This window comes from Gemmatimonadales bacterium, from assembly GCA_036265815.1.
Taxonomy (GTDB): domain Bacteria; phylum Gemmatimonadota; class Gemmatimonadetes; order Gemmatimonadales; family GWC2-71-9; genus CAVVWJ01.
In genome coordinates, this window is the sequence record DATAOI010000056.1 from 1 (window position 1) to 21,153 (window position 21,153).

At 68.7% G+C, this 21,153-nt stretch carries 16 protein-coding genes; 4 read left to right on the top strand and 12 right to left on the bottom strand.

The features are described 5' to 3' along the window. Positions 1–139 precede the first annotated feature (139 nt). The 7 genes from VHR41_12615 to VHR41_12645 form a co-directional block, all read right to left on the bottom strand. Positions 140–376, bottom strand: coding sequence for a hypothetical protein (locus tag VHR41_12615; GenBank protein HEX3235035.1), 237 nt, complete (start codon positions 374–376; stop codon positions 140–142). Between the two features lie 18 nt (positions 377–394). Continuing rightward, positions 395–1,969 carry a SusD/RagB family nutrient-binding outer membrane lipoprotein gene (locus tag VHR41_12620; GenBank protein ID HEX3235036.1) on the bottom strand — a complete coding sequence of 525 codons (1,575 nt, stop codon included), beginning with the start codon at positions 1,967–1,969 and terminating at the stop codon, positions 395–397. Between the two features lie 10 nt (positions 1,970–1,979). Beyond that, positions 1,980–5,309, bottom strand: coding sequence for a SusC/RagA family TonB-linked outer membrane protein (locus VHR41_12625; GenBank protein ID HEX3235037.1), 3,330 nt, complete (start codon positions 5,307–5,309; stop codon positions 1,980–1,982). Further along, positions 5,306–5,902 carry a response regulator transcription factor gene (locus VHR41_12630; protein HEX3235038.1) on the bottom strand — a complete coding sequence of 199 codons (597 nt, stop codon included), beginning with the start codon at positions 5,900–5,902 and terminating at the stop codon, positions 5,306–5,308. The genes VHR41_12625 and VHR41_12630 overlap by 4 nt, the downstream gene beginning before the upstream one ends. Before the next feature lie 284 nt (positions 5,903–6,186). Then, entirely contained in the window at positions 6,187–8,316 is a 2,130-nt protein-coding gene (gene fadJ / locus VHR41_12635; GenBank protein ID HEX3235039.1) for a fatty acid oxidation complex subunit alpha FadJ, read from the bottom strand. Next, the gene (locus VHR41_12640) at positions 8,316–9,611 is read right to left on the bottom strand and encodes an acetyl-CoA C-acyltransferase (GenBank protein HEX3235040.1); all 1,296 of its coding nucleotides are present in this window, start codon (positions 9,609–9,611) and stop codon (positions 8,316–8,318) included. The genes fadJ and VHR41_12640 overlap by 1 nt, the downstream gene beginning before the upstream one ends. A 30-nt stretch (positions 9,612–9,641) precedes the next feature. Continuing rightward, positions 9,642–10,190: a class I SAM-dependent methyltransferase gene (locus VHR41_12645; GenBank protein HEX3235041.1), complete on the bottom strand. Its 549-nt coding sequence runs from the start codon at positions 10,188–10,190 to the stop codon at positions 9,642–9,644. A gap of 27 nt (positions 10,191–10,217) precedes the next feature. Here VHR41_12645 and VHR41_12650 point away from each other — a divergent pair, with 27 nt between their 5' ends. Together VHR41_12650 and VHR41_12655 are read left to right on the top strand one after the other, a co-directional pair. Beyond that, on the top strand, positions 10,218–11,813 hold the full coding sequence (locus VHR41_12650; GenBank protein HEX3235042.1) for a glycerol-3-phosphate dehydrogenase/oxidase: 1,596 nt from the start codon (positions 10,218–10,220) through the stop codon (positions 11,811–11,813). A gap of 7 nt (positions 11,814–11,820) precedes the next feature. Continuing rightward, positions 11,821–12,969: a pyridoxal phosphate-dependent aminotransferase gene (locus VHR41_12655; protein ID HEX3235043.1), complete on the top strand. Its 1,149-nt coding sequence runs from the start codon at positions 11,821–11,823 to the stop codon at positions 12,967–12,969. Positions 12,970–12,975: 6 nt separating this feature from the next. Here VHR41_12655 and VHR41_12660 read toward each other — a convergent pair whose 3' ends face one another. Continuing rightward, entirely contained in the window at positions 12,976–13,692 is a 717-nt protein-coding gene (locus tag VHR41_12660) for a plastocyanin/azurin family copper-binding protein (protein HEX3235044.1), read from the bottom strand. A 93-nt stretch (positions 13,693–13,785) separates the two neighbouring features. Next, positions 13,786–14,502, bottom strand: coding sequence for a plastocyanin/azurin family copper-binding protein (locus tag VHR41_12665; GenBank protein HEX3235045.1), 717 nt, complete (start codon positions 14,500–14,502; stop codon positions 13,786–13,788). A gap of 239 nt (positions 14,503–14,741) precedes the next feature. Here VHR41_12665 and VHR41_12670 point away from each other — a divergent pair, with 239 nt between their 5' ends. Beyond that, positions 14,742–18,413 carry a multifunctional oxoglutarate decarboxylase/oxoglutarate dehydrogenase thiamine pyrophosphate-binding subunit/dihydrolipoyllysine-residue succinyltransferase subunit gene (locus VHR41_12670; GenBank protein HEX3235046.1) on the top strand — a complete coding sequence of 1,224 codons (3,672 nt, stop codon included), beginning with the start codon at positions 14,742–14,744 and terminating at the stop codon, positions 18,411–18,413. A 103-nt stretch (positions 18,414–18,516) separates the two neighbouring features. Here VHR41_12670 and VHR41_12675 read toward each other — a convergent pair whose 3' ends face one another. After that, a complete protein-coding gene (locus VHR41_12675; protein ID HEX3235047.1) occupies positions 18,517–18,837 on the bottom strand; it encodes an HNH endonuclease signature motif containing protein in 321 nt (106 codons plus the stop codon). Positions 18,838–18,994: 157 nt separating this feature from the next. Between VHR41_12675 and VHR41_12680 the strand changes: the two genes are divergently transcribed. Next, complete coding sequence (locus tag VHR41_12680; GenBank protein ID HEX3235048.1) at positions 18,995–19,492, top strand: SgcJ/EcaC family oxidoreductase; 498 nt, start codon at positions 18,995–18,997, stop codon at positions 19,490–19,492. A 9-nt stretch (positions 19,493–19,501) separates the two neighbouring features. Here the strand turns inward: VHR41_12680 and VHR41_12685 are convergent, their stop codons facing one another. Further along, complete coding sequence (locus VHR41_12685; protein ID HEX3235049.1) at positions 19,502–20,038, bottom strand: rhodanese-like domain-containing protein; 537 nt, start codon at positions 20,036–20,038, stop codon at positions 19,502–19,504. 175 nt (positions 20,039–20,213) lie between these two features. Then, positions 20,214–21,110 (bottom strand): MerR family transcriptional regulator, encoded by an 897-nt coding sequence (locus VHR41_12690; protein HEX3235050.1) that lies wholly within the window; start codon positions 21,108–21,110, stop codon positions 20,214–20,216. Between the last annotated feature and the right edge of the window lie 43 nt (positions 21,111–21,153).

Consider the following 21,153-nt stretch of genomic DNA (forward strand, 5'->3'; position numbering starts at 1 on the left):
GAGTGCGATACCGCACGTGAAGCGATCGAGGTCGGACAGCGGGCACGCGTCGACTTGGTGTTTCTGGAGACGGTCCTCCCGGACATGGATGGCTTCGAGCTCGCCCGGCTGCTCCGGGCCCACGTGCGCATCGGCCTGGTCAGGCGTTCTCAACTTCGGACACCGCCAGGCGGACGCCGGACGAGTCGGCCCCGAGCACCCTGCCGTGCACGTGCTCGATCTCGGGCCCCAGCGCACCCGCGAGCGCGCGAGTGCCCTCGTCATCGAGCTCGACGTCGACCTGGCTGCCGGCCGCCGGTGCCGGGCCCTGGAGCGGCCGGTAGGTGTAGCACGCCGACACCAGCGCAAGCCCAGCGACCAGCGACAGACGGATCATGGCACCAGCTCCTTCAGCTCAGGTCCCCAACGGCGACGAGCTGGTGTAGTTGAGAACCGGACACGCCGTGGGATCGTTGGCGTTGCGCCCGTTGGGCGACACGTTGGGCGTGTTCGGATTCGCGTTGATCTCGTTGATCCCGTACGGCAGCCGCCCCGCGATCGGCGTGGTGCCCGGCGTGGTACTGTTGCCGGGCGCCGGCGCCAGGGGCGGGATGCAGGTCCGCTTCCAGTCGTTCCAGGCCTCGATGTTGAGGAACTCGGCGACGTACTTCTCCTCCATGATGTTCTCCAAGGTCGCCGGAACCGGCGACAGCGCCGGGAAGACGTTGGGCGTCGCCCCGCGCGCGCCGTAGGCACGATTGGCCCGGGCCGCGTCGAGGAACGGCTGGGCCGCACCCTGCCCTCCGGTGTTGAACGCCCCCTCGGCGCCGATCAGCTGGGTCTCGTCGTAGGTGAGCTCCGGCTGGCGGAAGTCCCCGAGGTCGATGTTGGGGTTGATGAAATTGAAGTCCGAGTACACGGCCGGCTCGCCATCGGGCGGCGTCACGCCGTTGCCCGGGTCTATCCCTGCCGCCGTCTGCAGCCCGCTGGCACCTCCCGGCCGATAGCCGAAGAAGCCCAGTACGTCGCCCAGCGTATCGGTGGCCGGCACGAAATAGAAATTCAGCCGGGCGCTGTCGGACACCCCGGCGCTGATCTGCCGCTTCATGAGCTCGATGATCGCCGCGCCGGGGGCGATGTCGCCGCGGGTGGCCTGGAACTGCCACCAGATGTTGTTGCCCACCGGGGTGGCATCGGCGAACCAGTTGAAGTCGTTGGTCGTGCTGTTGATCCCGAGGGGCACCTCAGCCAGGGCCTTGGCGTACGAGGTCGGATCCGCCTCAGCCGTGTGCATGTAGATCCGCGCTTTGAGCGAGTGGGCCACCTGGGTGTACACGGTGCGCAGCCCCCCGGCGTCGAGACCCTGGTAAACCAGCTCGGCGTTGTCCTGGGGCGGGCCGAGATTGGTGGGCCCGGCCGCCGGCAAGTAGACGTTGATGGCCGAGTCCAACTGGGTCTGCAGGTCGGCAAAGACCTGGAGCTGGGGGTCGAACGCGGGGGTCTTGTTGTTGGAGTCCGCCGCTGCCCGGTAGGGGACGTCGCCCCACACCGTGGCCGCCATGTCCATCACCAGCGCCTCATATACCTTGCCGATCCCGATGTAGAGCGAGTCGCCGACCGACCGCGCGAGCTGCTGCATCTTGCGGATATCGAGCAACCCCCCGCCGCCGTTCAGCGTTCGGTTCGACCCGTACACCGAGGTCCAGTTCGGATCGATCGTCGTCGGATCGATGGCGTAGCGGTCGTACCCGATCTGCTGCCGGGAAAAGCCGGAGATCTGCTGCACGTACATCGCCGCGTTGCGGGCGATCTGACTCTGGAACTGCACCGCCTGGGCCGCCTGGATGCCAATGTAAAGCGGCCCAGGGCGGGTGAGTTTGGTCACGTTGTTCGGGTCATCGCTGACCCCCGGGCCCGACAGGTAGTCGCTGCACGCCGCACCGCCGAGCGCGAGGGCCGCAACCACCGTGAGCTGCCATGCATGTCTCATGGGGCGATCCTCAGCAGTTCAGCGTGAGAGAAAAGACGAACGACCGGGTCTGCGGGTCGTTGAAGTAATCGATGCCGCGCACCGACGTGGCAGACCCGAGCAGCGAGGTCTCGGGGTCGATCCCGGTGTACTTGGTCCAGGTGTGGAGATTCCGCCCCGCCACCCGGAGATCGATGCTGCTGAAGCCGAGCAGCCGCCTCACCCAGGGCGCTTCCAGCGTGTACCCCAGCGAGATCTCGCGCAGCTTCACGAAGCCCCCGTCCTCGACGAACAGGGACACCGGGCCATTGAAGACGCCGCCGGCGCCGGTGAACCAGGCCTCGTTGAGCGGCACCGCCATCCCGGCGCCCGGTCCGGCGACCGACTGACCCTGCAGGTAGTCCTTGCCGAACACGAAGTTGCCGCCGTCCCTGAGGACCTGCGATTCCTTCGAGGTGCCTAAGTGGTCCATCGCTCCGCGGGTGCCGTTGTAGTTCTGCCCGCCGTGGCGGATGTCGAGCAGCCCGCTCAGCGAGAACTTGTGGAACCGCATCGAGGTCCGGAGCGAGCCGGTCCAGTCGGGGTTGGGATCACCCACGATGTAGTTGTTGGAGGCGTCGAGCTGGGGATACCCGGTCTCGTCGATGTAGAGCGAGCCGGACTTGGCACCCAGGCACGCCCCTGCCGATTTGTCGATGGCGACGTCGTTGATGATCAGGCCACGCCCGCAGCGCACGAAGTCGGTGCCGTAGAGGACCCCGATCCGCTGGCCCTCGATCGCCACGCTCTGCACGCCCAGGCCGTTGGACCCGCCGCTGAACGGGAAGGGCGCGAACTGCACGCCCGCCAGGTCCGTCACCAGGCTCTTGTTGTCGGCCCACTGGGCGCCGACTTCCCAGGAGAAGTTCCGGGTGGTGATGGGCCGGACGTTCAACGCCAGCTCGACCCCGATGTTCCGCAGCGATGCCGCGTTGGCCGGCTCCTCGGTGTAGCCGGTGCTGCCGGCCACCGGAATGTTCAGGATCACGCCCGACGAGCGCTGGTTGTACCAGGTGACGCCGAAGTCGGCCTTGTCCTCCAGCAGGCCAAGGTCCACCCCGGCCTCGAACTCCTTGACCCGCTCCGGGCCGAGCACGGTGGTCGGCAGGTTGTACCGGGTCACCAAGCCGCCGACGCCGCCGATCTGAGTCGACGAGCTCGGGCCCCAGCCGCCATCAGCCAGGGTGCTCGAGTTGAAGACCGTGGCGAGGAGATAGGGCTGCGGCTGGGTGCCGCTCTGGCCGTAGGCCGCGCGGAGCTTGCCAAAGGTGAGCCAGCGGTTGCCGCCGCTCTGCTGCCCGCGATAGAAAGTCCACGCCGCGCTCGCCTTGGGGAACCAGCTGCGCCGGGTGGACTCCCCGAAGGTCGAGGCGCCGTCGTTGCGCAGCGCGGCCGTGAGGAAGAGCTGGTTCCAGAGATCGGCCGTCACCTGCCCGAAGTACGACTCCAGCCGGACCGTCTGCTGGTAATCGTAGGGCGGGAGCTGGTTGGACGTGTTGCTCAGGTTGAATGGCTGTGGTGCAATCAGCCCGGTGCCCAGCGTCTGGCGGCTCTGGAAGCTCTGCGAGTTGAGGTTCTGCCCCAGCGTCACCGTGCCGGAGAAAAACCGGCTCACTTTGTACGTGGCGGTGGCGGTGAGATTGTGGTCGATCTGGGTGGTCCGTATGTAGCCCGCGTTCACGCCACCAACCCCGTTGGTACCCACCACCGTTGAATTGGAGGTCTGCCAAGGCCAGCCCTGGGTCCGCTCGTCGTTGGCGTAGTCGAGGCCCAGCGTGTAGTTGAACTTGAGCCACTGCAGCGGGCTGTACTCGCCGTTGATGTTGCCGATCGTGCGTCCGACGTTCGACTGGGCCACGTTCTCGAACGCCGAGAAGAACGGGTTGTCGTAGAACCGGCCGAGCTGCTCGGAGCCGGGGCCCGGGTTGGGAAAGCGGAACGACCGGTGCAGGTGGAACACCGGGTCGAGATAGATCTGGTTGTCGAAATCGGGCGGGGTCCGCCAGGCCCCCAGGAGGAGACCCTCGGTGCTGTTCCGGGTCACCAGGAACCCGCCGTTGCTGGAGGTATAGCTGACGTTCGCGCCGACCCGGAGGTTATCGAAAATCCGCTGCGACCCGTTGAAGCGGACGGCGATCCGGCGGAAGTGGTTGTTCGGTCCCACCACGATCCCCCGGTCGTAGTTGTACCCGCCCGAGAGATAGAAGGTGGTCCGCTCGCTTCCGCCGGAGATGGTCAGCGTATTGTCGGTGGTGTACCCGTTCTGGAACATCTCGTCGGAGTGATCGAACACCGGCGTCCCCGGCGCGAGCGCCGGGCCCCAGCTGCCGGCTTCCGCGAACGACACGCCGCAGTTGATCGCCCCACCGGGGACGCACGCGGGAGTGACCCCGCCCGCGCCCAGCCCGTACTTGGTCTGAAACTCCGGAAGCTGCGTATGCTGGTCCATCGAGATGGAGCTCCGGAGCGAGTAGCGGGTCGGGCCCGCCGCCCCGTGCTTGGTGCTGATCAGGATGACGCCCTGTCCCGCGCGCGATCCATAGATGGCACCCGACGCGGCGCCCTTCAGAATCTCGATGTTCGCGATATCGTCGGGGTTGAGGTCGACCGCGCGGTTGGACGGCGCGGCGCTGGCGTTGAGCGCGCTGCTGACCGGGTTGTTGTAGTTGATCGAGTTGTCGATCGGAACCCCGTCCACCACCAGGAGCGGCTGGCCGTCTGATGCCGTGATGGTAGTGATGCCGCGAATCTGGATCTGGGAGGAGGCGCCCGGATCGCCGGCGCTGGAGGTGACGTTCACGTTGGGCGCCTTGGCGGCGAGCGCGTTGACGATGTTGGGCTCGTTGCTCCGGGTCACCGCGGTCGAGTCCACGTAGCTCCGTCCAGTGCCAAGCTTCTCGGCCTCGGAGACGGTGCCCGCCCCGGTGACGACGATCTCGCCAAGGCGAAGCGGGTTCTCGGCCAGCGTGAAGTCCTGCCGCGTCACCCCGCCGGCGAGGTTCAGCTGCGCGGTGGTCGGCTTGAACCCGAGCAGCCGCGCGGTCACGGCCACGGGTCCAGCCGGAACGCGCCCACCCGGGATGACGATGGAGTACGTACCGTCCGAGCGCGTCACCGTCCCGAGGTTGAGCTGCTGGATCAGGACGCTGGCGGCCCCCAGTGGGTCGCCGGTCGGGGACACGACCTTGCCGGTCAGCGTGGTCGACCGCGGCTGCTGCGCGGGCTGCTGCGCCGGGCTGGGACGGGAGGTGAGCGTGAGCGCGGCCAGGGCGGCCAGCATGGTGCACGCCCCGCGTCGCGCCAGCACACGAGGAAGTCTCATGGGGGTTCTCCTGCGCCCGCCTTCTCCGGAGCAGCGGCGAATCGGTAACCGAGCGCCACGGCGGTCAGGATGTAGCGGGGATGGGCTGGGGTATCTTCGACCTTGCGTCGGAGGCGGGCGATGTGGGTATCGACCACCCGGTGATGCACCCGGGTGACCGGACCCCACACCTCGTGGACCAAGTCTTGGCGGCTCGCGACCGCCCCACGACGACGAATGAGCGCGCTGAGAAGATCAAATTCCTTGCGAGACAGATCGATCCGCCGGCCGGCGCGCACGACCGCGCGCGACTGCGGATCGACCGTCAACTCTCCAAAGCACAGTTCGGCCGCTGGAGTTGCCGCCGAGCCGATGCCGAGCAGATGGGTGATCCGCGCGAACAGCGCGCGAAGTTGTCGCATGGCTGCGGGGGTCAGCACCCGGACCCGCTCGGCGACCCGCGGTTCCGTGTCGGTGGGGTATCCCATCGCGACCGCTCGCTGGGGATCCTCCGTTACCGCGGTGACGGAGGCATGCTCTGGCGGGGGGATCGAGTCGAAGGGGGCGGGAGCGCCGTCGTCTTCGAAGACCAGGATGCGCGTACCTGCACTCACTCATTCGCTGGACGACACATCGCATCCGAAGAAGCGACGCGACACGGGCAACATAGGAATCGCCGCCGAATCGACACAACGATTGCGGCGCAGCCTGCTGGATTCCTGGTGCGACCTGCCAGGAATGCGGCACCATCGGATGATTTGAGGGAGTGGGTTGCGGAGCGGTCGAGCGTGACGGCGGTCACATCAGGCGCGTGTGAGCGGCCCTCCAGCAGTCTGGAAATGACGCCCGTGTTTCAGAGAGGCACCCGATGTTGCGCCGATGAACCTCGGGCCCGTGCTCATGCCGGAAAGTATCGCTCGCCGTTCCGCGCCATCTCGATGAGGCTCTCGGAGGGAGCGAACCGGCTGCCGTGCTGATCCCGCAGGTCGTGGAGCACCTCGACCACCTGGGCGGGGCCGAGATCATCGATCATACGGAGCGGCCCGCCGCGAAACGCCGGAAAGCCGATGCCGAACAGCGCGCCGATATCGCCGTCGCGAGCGCTCCGCACCACGCCCTCACCGAAAGCCATGGCCGCCTCGTTGAGCATGGCGTAGATCAGGCGGCGCTCGACCCGGGACGTATCGGCGCCTTCCACCTGTCGCACGCCGAACAGCCGGTAGACGGCATCATCGGGCCCGGCCTTGTGCCCTTCGCGATAGCGATAGAAGCCGCGCCCGTTCTTCCGGCCCAGACGACCGGTCTCGATCATCCGGCCGATGGTCTCCGCGGGACGCAGCCGATCGCCCAATGCCTGATGCATGACCCCGCCGGCCTTCTGCGCCACGTCGAGCCCCACCTCATCGAGCAACGCCACCGGCCCCACCGGAAAGCCCCACTCGGTCATCAGCCGGTCGATGAGCTCGATGGGCAGACCTTCCCGCACCAGGAGTCCGGCCTCGTTCAGGTAGGGTGAAAGGATCCGATTCACCCAGAAGCCGGGATGGTCCGCCACCACGATGACCGTCTTGCCCATCCGCCGGCCGAAGCGCACGGCGGTGACGATCGCCTCGGGACCGGTGCGCTCGGTGGGGATCACTTCCAGCAGCGGCATCTTCTGGACCGGGGAGAAGAAGTGCATCCCCAGCACGCGCTCGGGTCGCTCGGCGTGGGCGCCGATGTCGCGAATCGGGATGGTCGAGGTATTGCTCGCGAAGATGGTATCGGACCGCGCCACCGCTTCGACCTCGGCCAGCACCTTTCGCTTGAGCTCCAGGTCCTCGAAGACCGCCTCGATGACGAGATCGGCTCGGCCGAATCCGCTGAAGTCGGTCCCACCCGAGATCAGCGCGCTCAGCCGCTCGTACTGGGGCCGGGTGAGTCGCCGGCGTTTGAGCCGCTCCTCCAGCAGCGCCGTCGCGGCCTTGATGCCCTGGCCGACCCGGGTGAGCTCGGCGTCCTTGAGCCGGGTATCGACCTCGACGTTGAGCACCGCCGTGCCGGCGATGCCGGCGCCCATGAATCCGGCACCCACGATGCCTAACCGGCGCACCTGGCGGGGGACGGCGGTGCCGGCCGGGATCCCGTCGTCCTTCTTGAGGGCGGCAGTGGCGAAGAAGATCTGCACCAGCTTCCGTGACACGTCGCCTACCGCCAGCTCACCGAAGCTCCGGTGCTCCTCCGCCAGTCCGGCCGTGATGCCTTGCTCCAGGCCCACGCGTATCACCTCGAGCGCGGCGAGCGGCGCGGGATAGTGGCCGCCAGTCTTCTGCTGCACCTGCCGGGCAGCGGTCCGGTACACCATACGCCGGCCGGCCGCGGTGCCTTCCAGGAGAAAGGTGGGAAGGCCACGCCGGGGGGTGCGCCGGGGCAGACCTTCCCGCGCCAGCCGGTCCGCCGCCGCCAGGGCCGCCGCCCGGAGTATGCTGGGCGGCACCAGCTCGTCGACCAGCCCGAGGCGATGCGCCTTCTGGGCTCGCTCGCTCTTGCCGGCCAGGATGATGTCGAGCCCGGCGCGGAGCCCGATGAGCCGGGGGAGACGCTGGGTGCCTCCCGCCCCGGGGATGAGGCCGAGCTGCACCTCGGGCAAGCCGAGCTGGGTCTTGGGGTGGTCGGTGGCGATACGGTAGTGGCAGGCGAGAGCCAGCTCGAGTCCGGCACCGAGGCAGGCACCGTGGATCGCGGCCACCACCGGCTTGGCCAGCGTCTCGACCCGGCTCAGCATTTCCTGCCCCTCGAAGCTCAGCCGCTCGGCCGCCGTCTGGGTGGTGAGCGCGGTGAACTCTTCGATGTCCGCCCCGGCAATGAAGCTGTCGGGCTTGCCCGAGATCAGCACCGCCGCGCGCACCCCGGCATCGTCGCGCAGGCCGATGAGCAGGGCCTCGAACTCCACCCGCACCGCGCCGTTCAGCTTGTTGACCGGCTCGCCCGGCAGATCGAACGTGATGACCGCGACTCCGTCTTCGGTGCTGATCGAGAACGCGGACACTACTCGCGCTCCAGGACCATCGCGTAACCCATGCCGCCCTGCGCGCAGATCGAGATCAGCCCGAACTGGACGTCCTGCCGGCGCATCTCGTTGGCCAGGCTCGTGACCAGCCGCGCCCCGGTGGCCGCGAAGGGATGTCCGATGGCGATCGAGCCGCCCATCACGTTGGTCCGCTCCCAATCCACCTCGCCCACGGGCTCGGGCAAGCCCAGTCGTTCGGCCCACGCCGTAGAGCCCCAGGCCTGAACGTTGGAGAGCACCTGCGCCGCGAACGCCTCGTGGATCTCGACCAGTCCGAGCTCGGACCAGGGGAGGCCGGCGCGCCTCAGCGCCTCCGGCACGGCGTACACCGGTCCCATGAGCAGCTGCCAGCGAGGGTCCACCGCGCTCACGGCATAGCTCCGGAGGTACGCCAGCGGCTGGTGGCCCAGCGCGCGCGCCTTCTCCTCCGCCATGAGCAACACCGCGGAGGCACCGTCGGTGAGCGGAGAGGAGTTGCCTGCCGTGACCGAGCCATAGCGGCGGTCGAAGACCGGCGGGAGCTGGGCCAGAGCCTCCATGGTGGTGTGCTCCCGGATGCCGTTGTCGGTGGCCACGATCTCATCCATGCCGCGGCCGCCGAACCAGGGTGCGATCTCGGCCGTGAGCCGGCCGTCCCGGGTGGCCGCGGCCGCCCGCTGGTGGCTGGTCAGCGCCAGCCGGTCCTGTGCCTCCCGGCTGATGCCATTCTCTTTGGCCATCTTTTCCGCCGACTGTCCCATGCTCTCGCCGGTCGAGGGCTCGGCGATGGCGGGGGCCACGGGGATGAGATCGCGCGGACGCACCCGTCCGAGAGCGGCGACGCGGGCGCCGAGTGATCGCGCCTTGCCGGCCTCGACCAGGATGCGGCTCATCCGCCGGGAATGCAGGATGGGGATATCGGACAGCGACTCGACACCACCCGCGAGCACCACGTCGGCGTGGCCCAGCACGATCTGATCGCCGGCGTTACTGATCGCCTGGGCGGCGGAGGCGCAGGCGCGGTTCAGGGTATAGGCGGGAACACTGGGGAGCAGTTGCGGCAGCAGGCTCACTTCCCTGGCCACGTTGGGCGTGAGCACGGAGGCGACGACCTGGCTGAAGATGACCTGATCGATCTCCCGGCCGTCGAGATCGGTTCGGTAGAGCAGCTCCCGGGAGACGTGCCGCGCCAGGGCCACCGCAGGCACATCGCGGAAGACCGTCCCGCTCTTGGCGAAGGGGGTACGCAGACCGGCGACGATCGCGACCCGCCGATCCGATCGAAAGTCCGGCATGTTGCCTCGGAATGAGGAACGGTCGATACTTTACGACGACTTCTGAGCTACGACGCTCGCCAGTGCCCGCCACCGCTCGGCGTCGATCGGCTCCAGCACCTCACGCCCGTAGAGCACCGTGAGCGGGCTCACCAGCCCTGCCAGCTCTCCCGGGCGGAGGAGATGATCGTCCGAGGTCGGGCCCCAGCCGAGCTCGCGCTGGACGGTGAGAAACGTCTCCATCATCAACAGACCGCCGGGCGCTACCAGTTCCGTGATCTCTGGCATCCGCGCCCGGTCAAGATAATTGAACAGCAGAACCGCATCAAAACGGCCGAAGTCGGGCCATGGTCCCTCGAGGTCCACGATGCGCCACTCGATCGAGAGGCCCTGCGCCTCGGCCAGCTCGCGGGCCGTGGCGATCCGGGTCTCGTCCCGATCCACCCCCGTGACTCGCGCGCCCAGCGCGGCCGAGGCCAGGCTGTGTCGCCCCTCGCCACAGGCGAGATCGAGCACCGACGTGCCGGAACGCAGCCGATGAGCGTGCCAGAGAAACCAGGTGCTGGGGCGAGGGATCCGCGAGACGGGCGGCAGGGTCACGGGGCGCGTGCCTCAGAGCGGGCGACGATGGACCAGCTCACCGCGCAACCGGCCGACGTGCTGGTGATTGGCGGAGGGATCACCGGGGCCGGCGTGGCCCGGGACGCGGCCATGCGGGGACTGCGCACCGTGCTGGTCGAGCAGAGTGACCTCGGATCGGGCACCAGCTCGCGCTCGAGCCGGCTGATTCACGGCGGGCTGCGTTATCTCGAGACCGGCGATCTGCGACTGGTGCTCGAGGCCAACCGGGAACGCCGGATCCTCCTCCGCATCGCTCCCCATCTGGTCTGGCCGCTCCCCTTCATCTTTCCCCTCCACCGCGGCGACCGACTGTCGCCCTGGCGCCTGGCCGCCGGGATGTGGCTCTACGATGCCTTGGCGCTGTTCCGCAATGTGCGGGGCCACCGCATGTTGGGCAAGCGGGCGCTGCTCGAGACGGAGCCGATGCTGCGGGAGCGCGGTCTCCTGGGTGGCGCCCGGTTCTACGACGCCCAGTGCGACGATGCCCGCCTGGTGCTCGCCACCGCCCGCTCGGCCATACACCACGGCGCGCTGGTGTCGAACTACACGGCGGTCCGCACGCTCGACCGCACCGCCGGCCGGGTGGTCGGCGCCCAGCTGGAAGACCTGCTCACCGGCGCACGAGGCGCGATCCGCGCCAGCGTGGTGGTGAACGCGACCGGTCCCTGGGCAGACCGCATACGGACCCTGGAGGACGGGGGCGCCACACCCCTGCTGCAGGCCACCAAGGGCATCCATATCGTGGTGGAGCGCGCCCGGCTGGATCACCGCGACGGGATCATCTTCCTCAGCCCCATCGACGGTCGGGTCCTGTTCATTCTGCCCTGGCGCGATCTGTCCTACATCGGCACCACCGACACCGACAGCAGCGAGCCACCCGAGCGTTTGACGATCTCCGCCGACGACGTGGTGTATCTGTTGCGCTCGGCCAACGCCCGCTTCCCCAACGCCCGGCTGAGCGTCGACGACGTGCGCGCGTCGTGGGCCGGACTCCGGCCGCTGCTGGCTGACCGCGAGCGGAAGGCCGCGTCGAGGCGCTCCCGGGAGCACCTGATCGTCCAGGGGTCCGGCGGGATGCTCACCGTCGTCGGAGGAAAGCTCACCACCTATCGCGCCATGGCCCGAGAGGTGGTGGACCGGGCGGTGCGGGAGCTCCGCTTTCGCGACGGGCGGACTCGCCCGACCGAGTCGCGCACCGACCTGGAGGCGCTGCCCGGTGGCGAGGCGGCCGACCTGAGCTCGTTCCGCGAGGGTGGCCTCGAGCTCGGCGTGACCCCGGAGAGCGTGGATCATCTGCTCCGGCACTACGGCACCGAGTCCGCCGGGATTTACAACCTTGGCGCCGGCGAGCGCCCGCTGCTCCGCCGGCTGGCTCCGCCCCACCCGGCGATCGAGGCCGAAGTGATCCACGCCGCGCGTCGGGAGCTGGCGCAGACGGTGGAGGACGTGATGGTCCGGCGCACCCACCTCTACTACGAGGCCCCGGAGCACGGGGTGCAGGCGGCGCGGCGGGTGGCCGAGCTGATGGGCAGGGAGCGCTCGTGGGATGAGGAGCGAATCGCGGCGGAAGCGGCGCGCTACCTGGAGTTTGCCGCACGGTGAGCGGGTCGTGAGCGTTCGCCGGCTGGCCGGCATTCCCGGCTTCGCCATCGATGAAGTGGCCGCGCGGGCCGGCACCGATCCCGGCGTGCTCCGCCTGGAGAACCTCGACACCGACGTCCCCCCGCCGATGGCGGCCATCGCGGCGACTCGCGCCGCGCTAGGCACCGACGCCGCCAACAGCTATCTCCCCTTTACCGGACGCCTCGAGCTTCGCAGCGCGGTGGCCGAGCACCTCCAGCGGCAGACGGGCCGTGCATATGACCCGGGGAGCGAGGTGGTGATCACGGCGGGCGGTACCGAGGGAATGCTGGACGCGCTGCTCGCCATTACCGACCCAGGCGACGAGGTCATCCTCAGCGATCCCACCTATGCCGGAATGATCAACCGAGTGCGCCTGGTTGGCGCCATCCCCCGGCTGGTCCCCCTGGTCTACGACGGCAGCGAGTGGCGCCTCGACCTCGATGCGCTGCGTGCAGCGGCTTCCCCCCGGACCCGCGCCGTGTTCCTGATGAACCCATCGATGCCCTCGGGCGCAGTGCTCGACCGCGCGGAGTGGGACGCGGTCGCCCAGGTGTGCCGGGAGCGCGATTGCTGGCTCCTCTACAACGCCGCGATGGAGCGGATCCTGTTCGACGGGCGGAGCGCGATCCACCCCGCGGCGCTCGCCGGCATGGCGGAGCGGACGATCGTGGTCGGCTCAGTGTCGAAGGAGTATCGGATGATCGGCTGGCGGGTGGGCTGGGTAGCGGGGCCCGAAACGATCCTGGCCGACATCGCCCGGGTGCACCTGTACAACGTGGTGACCCCCACCGGCATCGCCCAGTCGGCAGCGGTCGCAGCGCTGAGCCAACCGCCCGCCGATCTCGCCACCGCGGTGGCGGAATGGGAGCGGCGGCGTGACACGGTGCTGCGTGCGCTTGGCCGTTTTCCCCTCATGGAGGCGGCCGGAGGCTGGTCGATGCTGCTCGACGTCGGGGCGATGGGCCACGATTCCTTCGCCGCCTCCCGACTGCTGCTGGAGCGGGGCCGCGTGGCCGCGACGCCGATGCGCGACTGGGGCGAGGTGAATGGCGACCGCTTCGTGCGGTTGGTATTCAGCAACGAGCCGGTTGCCCGGCTGGGGGAGCTGGGCGACCGGCTCAGGCAGGTGTTCTAGCCCCGCTCAGCGCACGACCACGCGGCCGGTCATCGCCGCCCCGTGGATCGAGCAGTCGTAGGTATAGGTCCCCGCCTCGGTGAAGGTCACCGCATAGCTTTGGCCTGACCCGGTCTTTACCACACTGCTGGCGAACGTCGGCGCTCCGGGTGTCTGGTTCGAGCGCACGCTGTGCGACCCCGCGCCCGGCCCCCAGCTCCAGGTGACGGTCCCACCGATCGCGAGGGTATCCACGGCCGGGTTGCTGCTCTCGTTTCGGTCGCTGGTGAAGGAGTTGTTTCCGACCGTGACGGCGATCGACACCGGGTCTGCCGGTGGCGGCCCACCATCCGTCACCGTCGCGGTCGCCGTGAACGTGATCGTGTCGCCGGTCCCGCTCACCGTGGCTCGGGCGGTCTGGGTGCCCTCGGCGTCTCCGAGGCTCCATGATGTGGCGCTGATGCCGTCCGCCCCGGTCGTGTCCGAGGTCGGCTCCAGCAAACCATCGTCCGTGAACCAGGTCACGGCCGCGCCGGCCTTGGGGTTGCCGTCGGTGGTGACCAGCACACGCAGCGGATTGATCAGCGTCTCGCCCGCTGGCCCGGTCTGCGCGTCACCGCTCTCCCTGGGTGCCTTGATCACCGCGACGGTCTGGTTGGGCCCATCATCTCCGCAGCCCCACGCTCCCAGCGCGATCAGCCATCCCATCGCCAGCACACTACCTGCAGAATACCTGCTCATCATCGAGCCTCCCGACTGGGATTGCATGAAATCCGCCATCGCGTCCTGGGGGAGCGCGCGCGGGCCTTCGGCTGAGGCGAGCGTTGCAGTGCGGTCCTAACGGACCACGATCCGCCCGGTCATTGCGCTTCCATGGATCGCGCAGTCGTAGTCGTAGGTCCCGGTCTCGGTGAAGACCAGCACATAGGTCTGGCCCGCGCCCGTCTCGACCAGGCTGCTGACGAAGGACGGCGACCCCTTCGACCGCACGCTGTGCGATCCGGCGGTACCGTTCCAGGTCCAGGTGACGGTGCCGTTGACAGCGAGCGTGTCCACCGCCGGGTTGCTCGTGTGGTTTCGATCGCTGCTGAAGAAATTGTTTCCCACGGTCACCGCGATCTCCGTGGGGTCGGCTGGCGGCGGGCCACTGCTGCCGATCGCCGTCGCCGTGAAGGTCACCGGAGACCCGGTGGCCCCCTGCACCGCCGCCGTGGCGTGCTGGGCGCCGCCGGTGGGGCCCAGCGTCCAGACGGTGGCTCCGATACCGTCCGCTCCGGTCACGTTGGAGCTCGGCTCGAAGGAGCCGCCGTCACTGGTGGACCAGGTGACGGTGGAGCCGGATTGAGGATTGCCGTCGCTGGTGACAGATACCCGCAACGCGCTCAGGAGAGGCTCGCCGACGTTCCCAGTCTGCTGGTCGCCATCCTTGCTGGGTGCCTTGGCAACGGTGACCGTGGGTGTGTTTGGCGAGTTATCGTCTCCTCCGCATCCCCACGCCATCAGCACGACCAGCGATCCCACCGCCAGCGCGCGACTTCCCGAATACCCTCTCATGAATCGAGCCTCCCGACTGGCACTGCATGAATTCGCCATCGCGCCATCCAGTGAGCGCGCGCGGTCATAGAGATTCTGCTGCCCAATAGGACGTCCCGCAAGGTGAGAGATGACACGTGGGACAATGGGCAGGGACGCTGCCACCGCCTTGGCGGACCATTATCTTTCCCTATCCCAATCACCGGTCCCGCCAGTCGGGGCTCACACAGCGGACGCGCATCCGTAGGACGGTGGATCTCGTGGACCCGAACGTGTTCGAGACAGCCAACGCGGGCTTCGCGCAGGCGATGTACGAGGAGTTTCTCCGGGATCCGGCGGCCGTCGGCCCCGAGTGGCGGCGGCTGTTCGAGAGCGGGGTGGTCGGAGAGCGCCCGAGGGGCAACGGCGCCACCCGGCCAGCCCCCTCGCCTGCCGGGCCGAGCGGCTCGGTGCCCGCGAGCGGCTCGCTTCCCGACGGCGCCTCTCTCATCAAGGGCCCCGCCGCCAAGCTCGTCTCAAACATGAACGAAAGCCTCACCATCCCGACAGCCACCACGTTTCGGGTGGTGCCGGTCGGGGTGCTGGAGGAGAGGCGCCGGCGGCTCAACCAGGGATCGCAGTCGGCCGGCCGCCCCGGCAAGATCTCCTTCACCCACCTCATCGCGTATGCCCTGGTGCAGGCCACCAAGCAGCACCCGGTCATGGGCCAAACCATCGCGGCCCGGGACGGCGCGTTCTTCCGAATGGCGCCCGAAGGAGTCGCGCTGGGGCTCGCGGTCGACGTGCAGCGGAAGGACGGGAGTCGCGGACTGGTGGTTCCGGTCATCAAGCGGGCGGACACCATGGATTTCGCCGCCTTCCAAGCGGCGTACGAGGGGCTGGTGGAGAAGGCCCGCACCAACCGCCTCATGCCGGACGACTTTGCGGGTGCCACGATGTCGCTCACCAATCCCGGAGGGCTGGGCACGGTGGCATCGGTGCCCCGGCTCATGCCTGGCCAGGGGAGCATCATCGCGGTCGGCGCCATCGGCTATCCGGCCGAGTTCTCCGGAGTGCCGGAGGAGCGGCTCCACGAGTTCGGTGTCAGCAAGATCATGACGATCACCAGCACCTACGATCACCGGGTCATCCAGGGTGCGGAGTCGGGCAGTTTCCTGGCCACGGTCGACCATCTGCTGCAGGGCGATCAGGGCTTCTACGACCTCATCGCCGAGAGCCTCGGCCTGGCCGAGGCCAGCTACCAGATCGCCAGGCCGCAGCAGACGCCGAGCCAGGAGGCCGCGGGGCCGGTCGCCCCCGAGATGCTGTACCATGTGGCCGCGGCGATGGCGCTGGTGAAAGCCTTCCGCATGCACGGCCATCTGGCCGCCCATCTCGATCCGCTGGGCACCCCGCCCATCGGCGACCCGGCGCTGAATCCCGAGCCGCTGGGCCTCACGCCCGAAGTGATGGCCGCCATTCCCTCCAAGGTACTCCGGATCGCGGTGCCGGGACGGACGCTGGCCGAATCGCTGCCCTATCTCCAGTCCACCTACTGCGGGACGATGGCGTACGAGATCGAGCACATCTCGACCCACGAGGAGCGCGTCTGGCTGAGGGAGAAGATCGAAAGCGGCGCCTACCGGCAGCCGATGACGCCCGAGCAACGGCGCCGGCTGCTGCACCGGCTCACCGAGGTCGAGGCCCTGGAGAAGTTTCTCCACAAGGCGTACCTGGGCCAGAAGCGCTTCTCGATCGAAGGGGTCGACATGCTGGTGCCGATGCTCGACCTCACCATCGAGCGCGCGGCCGAGTCGGGGGCGCGCGACGTGGTGATCGGGATGGCGCACCGAGGACGGCTCAACGTGCTGGCCCACACCATCGGCCGGCCGTACGAGACGATCCTGGCGGAGTTCGAGGGCGGCCGCCACGTCGAAGGCGGCCAGCTCACCCCCGAGGGTGGCACCGGCGACGTCAAATACCACCATGGGGCGGAAGGCGCCTACGTGACGGATCAGGGAAAGGCGATCACCGTCACCCTGGCCCCCAACCCGAGCCATCTGGAGTTCGTGTCCCCGGTGGTCGACGGCCGGGCCCGCGCCCGGCAGACGCAGCGGCGCGGACGCGAGGCCCACCACGACCCCTCGGCCGCGCTGCCCGTGGCGATCCACGGCGATGCCGCCTTCGCTGGCCAGGGGGTGGTGGCCGAGACGCTCAACCTGGGCGCGCTCAAGGGATACCGGACCGGCGGGACGCTCCACCTCATCACGAATAACCAAGTCGGGTTCACCACCGACATGGAGGACGCGCGTTCCACCCGATACGCCTCGGATCTCGCCAAAGGGTTCGACATCCCGATCATTCATGTGAACGCGGACGATCCGGAGGCCTGCCTCTCCGCTGTGCGCCTGGCCATGGCGTACCGCGACCGCTTCCATCAGGACATCCTGATCGATCTGGTCGGCTACCGCCGGCACGGCCACAACGAGGGCGACGAGCCGGCCTACACCCAGCCGCGGATGTACGAGCGCATCAAGAGTCTGCCGACAGTCCGGGAGCTGTACGCCCGGGTGCTGGTCGAGGCCGGTGTCGTCGGCCAGGCCGACGCCGACGCCCAGGCTTCGGCGGCATACCAGCGGCTGGTGGATATTCAGCAGGGCTTCAAGGGGAACATGAGCAAGCACCGCACAGCTGAGCACCCCCACAAGCTCGCCGGTGCCGGACAGGAGGTCGACACCGCGCTCAGCCCCGAGTTCATCACCGCGCTCAACGACCAGCTGCTCAACTGGCCGGAAGGGTTCACCGTCCATCCCAAGCTCAGGAAGCAGCTGGAACGGCGGCGCGCCGCGATGGGGCCCGACGGCGGCATCGATTGGGCGCACGCGGAAGTGTTGGCGCTCGCCTCCCTGCTCACCGAGGGCGTGCCGGTACGACTCACCGGCCAGGACACCGAGCGCGGCACTTTCAGCCAGCGGCACCTGGTGCTGCACGACGTCAATACTGGCGAGCGGCTGGCCCCGATCGAGCGGCTCCCGGGCGCGCTCGCGCCGCTCGAGCTGCACAACAGCCCGCTGTCGGAGCTCGCCACGCTGGGCTTCGAATATGGCTACAGCGCCGCCGCGTCCGAGGCGCTGGTGCTGTGGGAAGCGCAGTTCGGCGACTTCATCAACGGCGCCCAGGTCATCGTGGACCAGTTCCTCGCGGCGGGCCTCTCCAAGTGGGGGCTCACCACTCGGCTCACCCTGCTCCTTCCCCATGGCTACGAGGGTCAAGGCCCGGAGCACTCGAGCGCCCGGCTGGAGCGCTTCCTTCAGCTCGCGGCCGAAGGGAATATCCGGGTGGCCAATCCCACCACGCCGGCCCAGTACTTCCACCTGCTCCGCCGGCAGGCACGCCGCACCCGGCAGCGTCCGCTGGTGGTGATGACACCGAAGAGCCTGCTGCGGCTCCCGCAGGCGTCGTCACGGTTGGAGGAGCTGTCGCAGGGCCGGTGGCAAGCGGTGCTGGACGATCCCAGCGCCAACAGTCGTGCGTCCGAGGTCTCCCGCGTGGTCCTGTGCACCGGAAAGATCTACTACGACCTGCTCGCCGAAGCCGAGAAGCTGGAGTCCGGTCGCCCGGCCATCGTGCGCTTGGAGCAGCTCTATTCCTTCCCCTGGCAGGAGAGCCGCGACGTGCTGGCGCGCTATCCGGCCGCGGAGGAGCTGGTGTGGGTCCAGGAGGAGCCTCGCAACATGGGCGCCTGGAGCTATCTGGCGTCCAAGCTCCGCGAGTTGGCGCCTCCGGCCGTCGAGGTCAGCTACGTGGGACGGCCGGAGCGCGCCAGTCCGGCGGAGGGATATCCCGCGGCGCATGCCGAGGAGCAGACCCGCATCATCCGTGAGGCACTCGGGTCCGGACGGAAGAAGGTGCCGCTGCCGACCATGTCGGCGGCGGGCGAGGGGCAGGACTGAGTCGCCGGGGTCCCGACGCCGAAAGGGGCGGCCCAACCGGGCCGCCCCTTTTCTCCGTCACTCAAGCTGCGTCGCGGCGTAGCGCGGCGAGCTATTCGACCGCTCAGGTTTCCTTGGGGAGGATCGGCCGCTCGGACGCTTGCCGGGCCAACTCCTTCAGGGGCTCCGAAAGGTGCTCTCCATAATGGAGGAGATACACCCCACGCGCGCGCTTCTGCATCAGGAATGCGACCAGAGGCGTGTCCGCCTTGGCCGCGTTGCACTCCCTGCAAGCGAGGACCAGATTGTCCGGACGGTCGTAAGCCGTCTGACCCCGGCGGGGACGGACATGGTCGAGCGTGATCGTCTCAGCAGGCGTCTCGGTGCCGCAGTATGCGCATACCGAGCCGTGCAAGGACAGGAGCCAATCGCGGTGGGACTGCATGGAGCGGCCGGGTGAGCGGCGAAAGCTTGGGGCGGAGACAGCGGGACGTTTACGTGATCTGCGTGCCACAAAAATCCAGGAAAATGGTGAAGTTACGGCCTGCCCGGCAGGCCAGCCCAATGCACAACCTTGGAAAGCTAGCAAGATTGGCGCCAAAATGACAGATCACCTTGCCTTCGCCCGCTTTGCCCTACTTGGGCTCCTCGCAACCGGCTGTGTCGGGGCGCGACCGATCCTGGCCGGGAGCGACCGGAAGGGCATCGAGGCAGCGGTATCCCGCTACGTTGCCGCCTCCAATCGGGGCGACGCGGATGCGCTGACCCAGCTCTACGCCGAGGACGCCGTCCTGCTGCCTCCCTCGCACGAGCCAATCGAAGGCCGTGACGCCATCGGGGCGTTCTGGCACCAGGGCACCGACCAGGGACTCCAGGTCACCACCCTCAAGGTGGAGGTCAACGGCAATCTCGGCTATCTGGTGGGGCGGTACCATCTTCCGGCCACGGTCGAGGAGCCGGCCGACTCCGGAAAGTACGTCATGTGCCTGAAGCGGCAGCTGGACGGCTCCTGGAAGCTGACTGCCGATATCTGGAACAGCAGTGGTGATTCGGCCGACGACGCCGACGAGCAGCCACGACCCGGAGCGTCGATAAGCTGAGCGGCGGGATCAGGGGGCGGCGAAGCGGCGCTCGACGTCCGGGGCCTTGGCCCGGTAGCGCGACTCCAGCAGGAGACCCCACCGGCCGCCGTAGGGGTGGACCTCCGCCGCCGGCCGCCCGTTCACAAACACCGGCCGGCCCTGGTCGGCCCACTGGAAGACCCCTCCCGAGAGATTCTGCACGTTTCTATAGCCTTGCGCCGCAAGCCAGTGAGCGACTCGGGCGCCGCGGTATCCCACCGAGCCATACACCACGATGGGGGCGTCCTTCGGCAGTCCTTTGAGCGGGCGCAGGCTGGGGCGGTCCGGATTGATCCAGACCGCGTCCCGGAGATGGCTCACCGCATATTCCGGCGCGGTGCGGGCATCGAGCACGAATGGCTGGAGCCGTCCGGTGTCCTCCCGCCAGCGGCCGAACTCGCTAGGATCGATCCATCTGACGTCGGGGAACTTCCGGATGGTCATCCGTTGGACCACGGCGAACGCTAGCGGTCGTCCGGCCACGAGGGCGACGCCCACGCCGAGCAGGATGGGGACGACGAGCACGAGCAACAGGATCTTTGCGACCCGTCCGGCACCCCCTGAGCGGCGGGTCCTTTGCCATCGGCCCGAAGGCTCCTCCTCGTCCGCGGCGCTGTCCGTCATAGGTTCCTTGGCTGGGGCTCCGGCGGCCCGGGGAGTCCGGGAGCCGCTCCCAGGATTTCACCCGATCCCCTCCCCGTCAACCCCGGCGAGGGGCTCCAGTCACCGCGCCCCTGGCGAAGGCCTCCCGCTCGATTCGGAATCCATGCCGGCGAAGCAGCTTGGCGTGCGGCTCGACTCCCCTCCCACCGATCGCGGCCACGGTGTTCGGCGGCAGTTTGCCCGGCAGGGCCGACAGCGCCGGAAGGCTGGCCTGTACTGTGGCGGGGTTGCTGCCGCTCAGCGCGGCCACGGCGGGCGAGAGCTTCCAGGCGGCTCCCACCAGCTCGGGAACCGGGAGGTCGGGTCCCAGGTACTGGACCCGCCAGCCCTCGTCCTGCAGGATCGCGAGCGTGGCCAGGAGCCCCCACTCGTGCCGCTCGCCGGGAAGGCAGCCGCACACCAGGAGGGGCCCACTCCCGCGTGCCATCCTGAGCCCACCCTTGAGTGCATGGAGCACGACCTCGCTGGCCAGGTGCTCGGCTGCGACCGGGATCCGGCTCTGGGCCCAGAGCTCACCCAGCTCCCGGGCCAGTGGCAGGACCACGTCCCGGGCGAACTCGCCGAGGCCGCGAAGCGACAGCTGTTGCGCCACCATGGTCTCGAGCTGCTCCCGATCGAGGCCCTGCACAGCCTCGATCAGCGCCGCGTGGGGTGAGCCGTCCGGGGCGCGAGTCTGGACCCGGGCATCGGCCTGGGCCAGCACTTCGCTCGCCGGCCGGCCCGCGAGGTCGCCGATCCGCTCCCCGGCCTCGATCAGCCTCGCGAAAGCGCGCAGCAATGCCACCTGGCCCGCCGTGTAGGCCCGATAGCCGTTAGGCATTCGCTGCGGCCGAACCACCTCATACCGCCGCTCCCACGCCCTGAGCCGGGCAGGCGCCAGGCCGGTGAGCTCGGCGACCTCGTGAATCTCGTAACTGCCCTCGGATCGGATCACGGGACGAAGCTACCCGGCGGCCGGGCCCGAGGACAGGGATCTC

Bases quoted from the DNA above. Each gene is read 5' to 3' on its own strand.
- VHR41_12675 (HEX3235047.1), bottom strand. From the start codon at position 18,837: ATGCAGTCCCACCGCGATTGGCTCCTGTCCTTGCACGGCTCGGTATGC.
- VHR41_12640 (HEX3235040.1), bottom strand. From the start codon at position 9,611: ATGCCGGACTTTCGATCGGATCGGCGGGTCGCGATCGTCGCCGGTCTG.
- VHR41_12665 (HEX3235045.1), bottom strand. From the start codon at position 14,502: ATGAGAGGGTATTCGGGAAGTCGCGCGCTGGCGGTGGGATCGCTGGTC.
- VHR41_12625 (HEX3235037.1), bottom strand. From the start codon at position 5,309: ATGAGACTTCCTCGTGTGCTGGCGCGACGCGGGGCGTGCACCATGCTG.
- VHR41_12660 (HEX3235044.1), bottom strand. From the start codon at position 13,692: ATGATGAGCAGGTATTCTGCAGGTAGTGTGCTGGCGATGGGATGGCTG.
- VHR41_12615 (HEX3235035.1), bottom strand. From the start codon at position 376: ATGATCCGTCTGTCGCTGGTCGCTGGGCTTGCGCTGGTGTCGGCGTGC.
- VHR41_12650 (HEX3235042.1), top strand. From the start codon at position 10,218: ATGGACCAGCTCACCGCGCAACCGGCCGACGTGCTGGTGATTGGCGGA.
- VHR41_12620 (HEX3235036.1), bottom strand. From the start codon at position 1,969: ATGAGACATGCATGGCAGCTCACGGTGGTTGCGGCCCTCGCGCTCGGC.
- VHR41_12680 (HEX3235048.1), top strand. From the start codon at position 18,995: ATGACAGATCACCTTGCCTTCGCCCGCTTTGCCCTACTTGGGCTCCTC.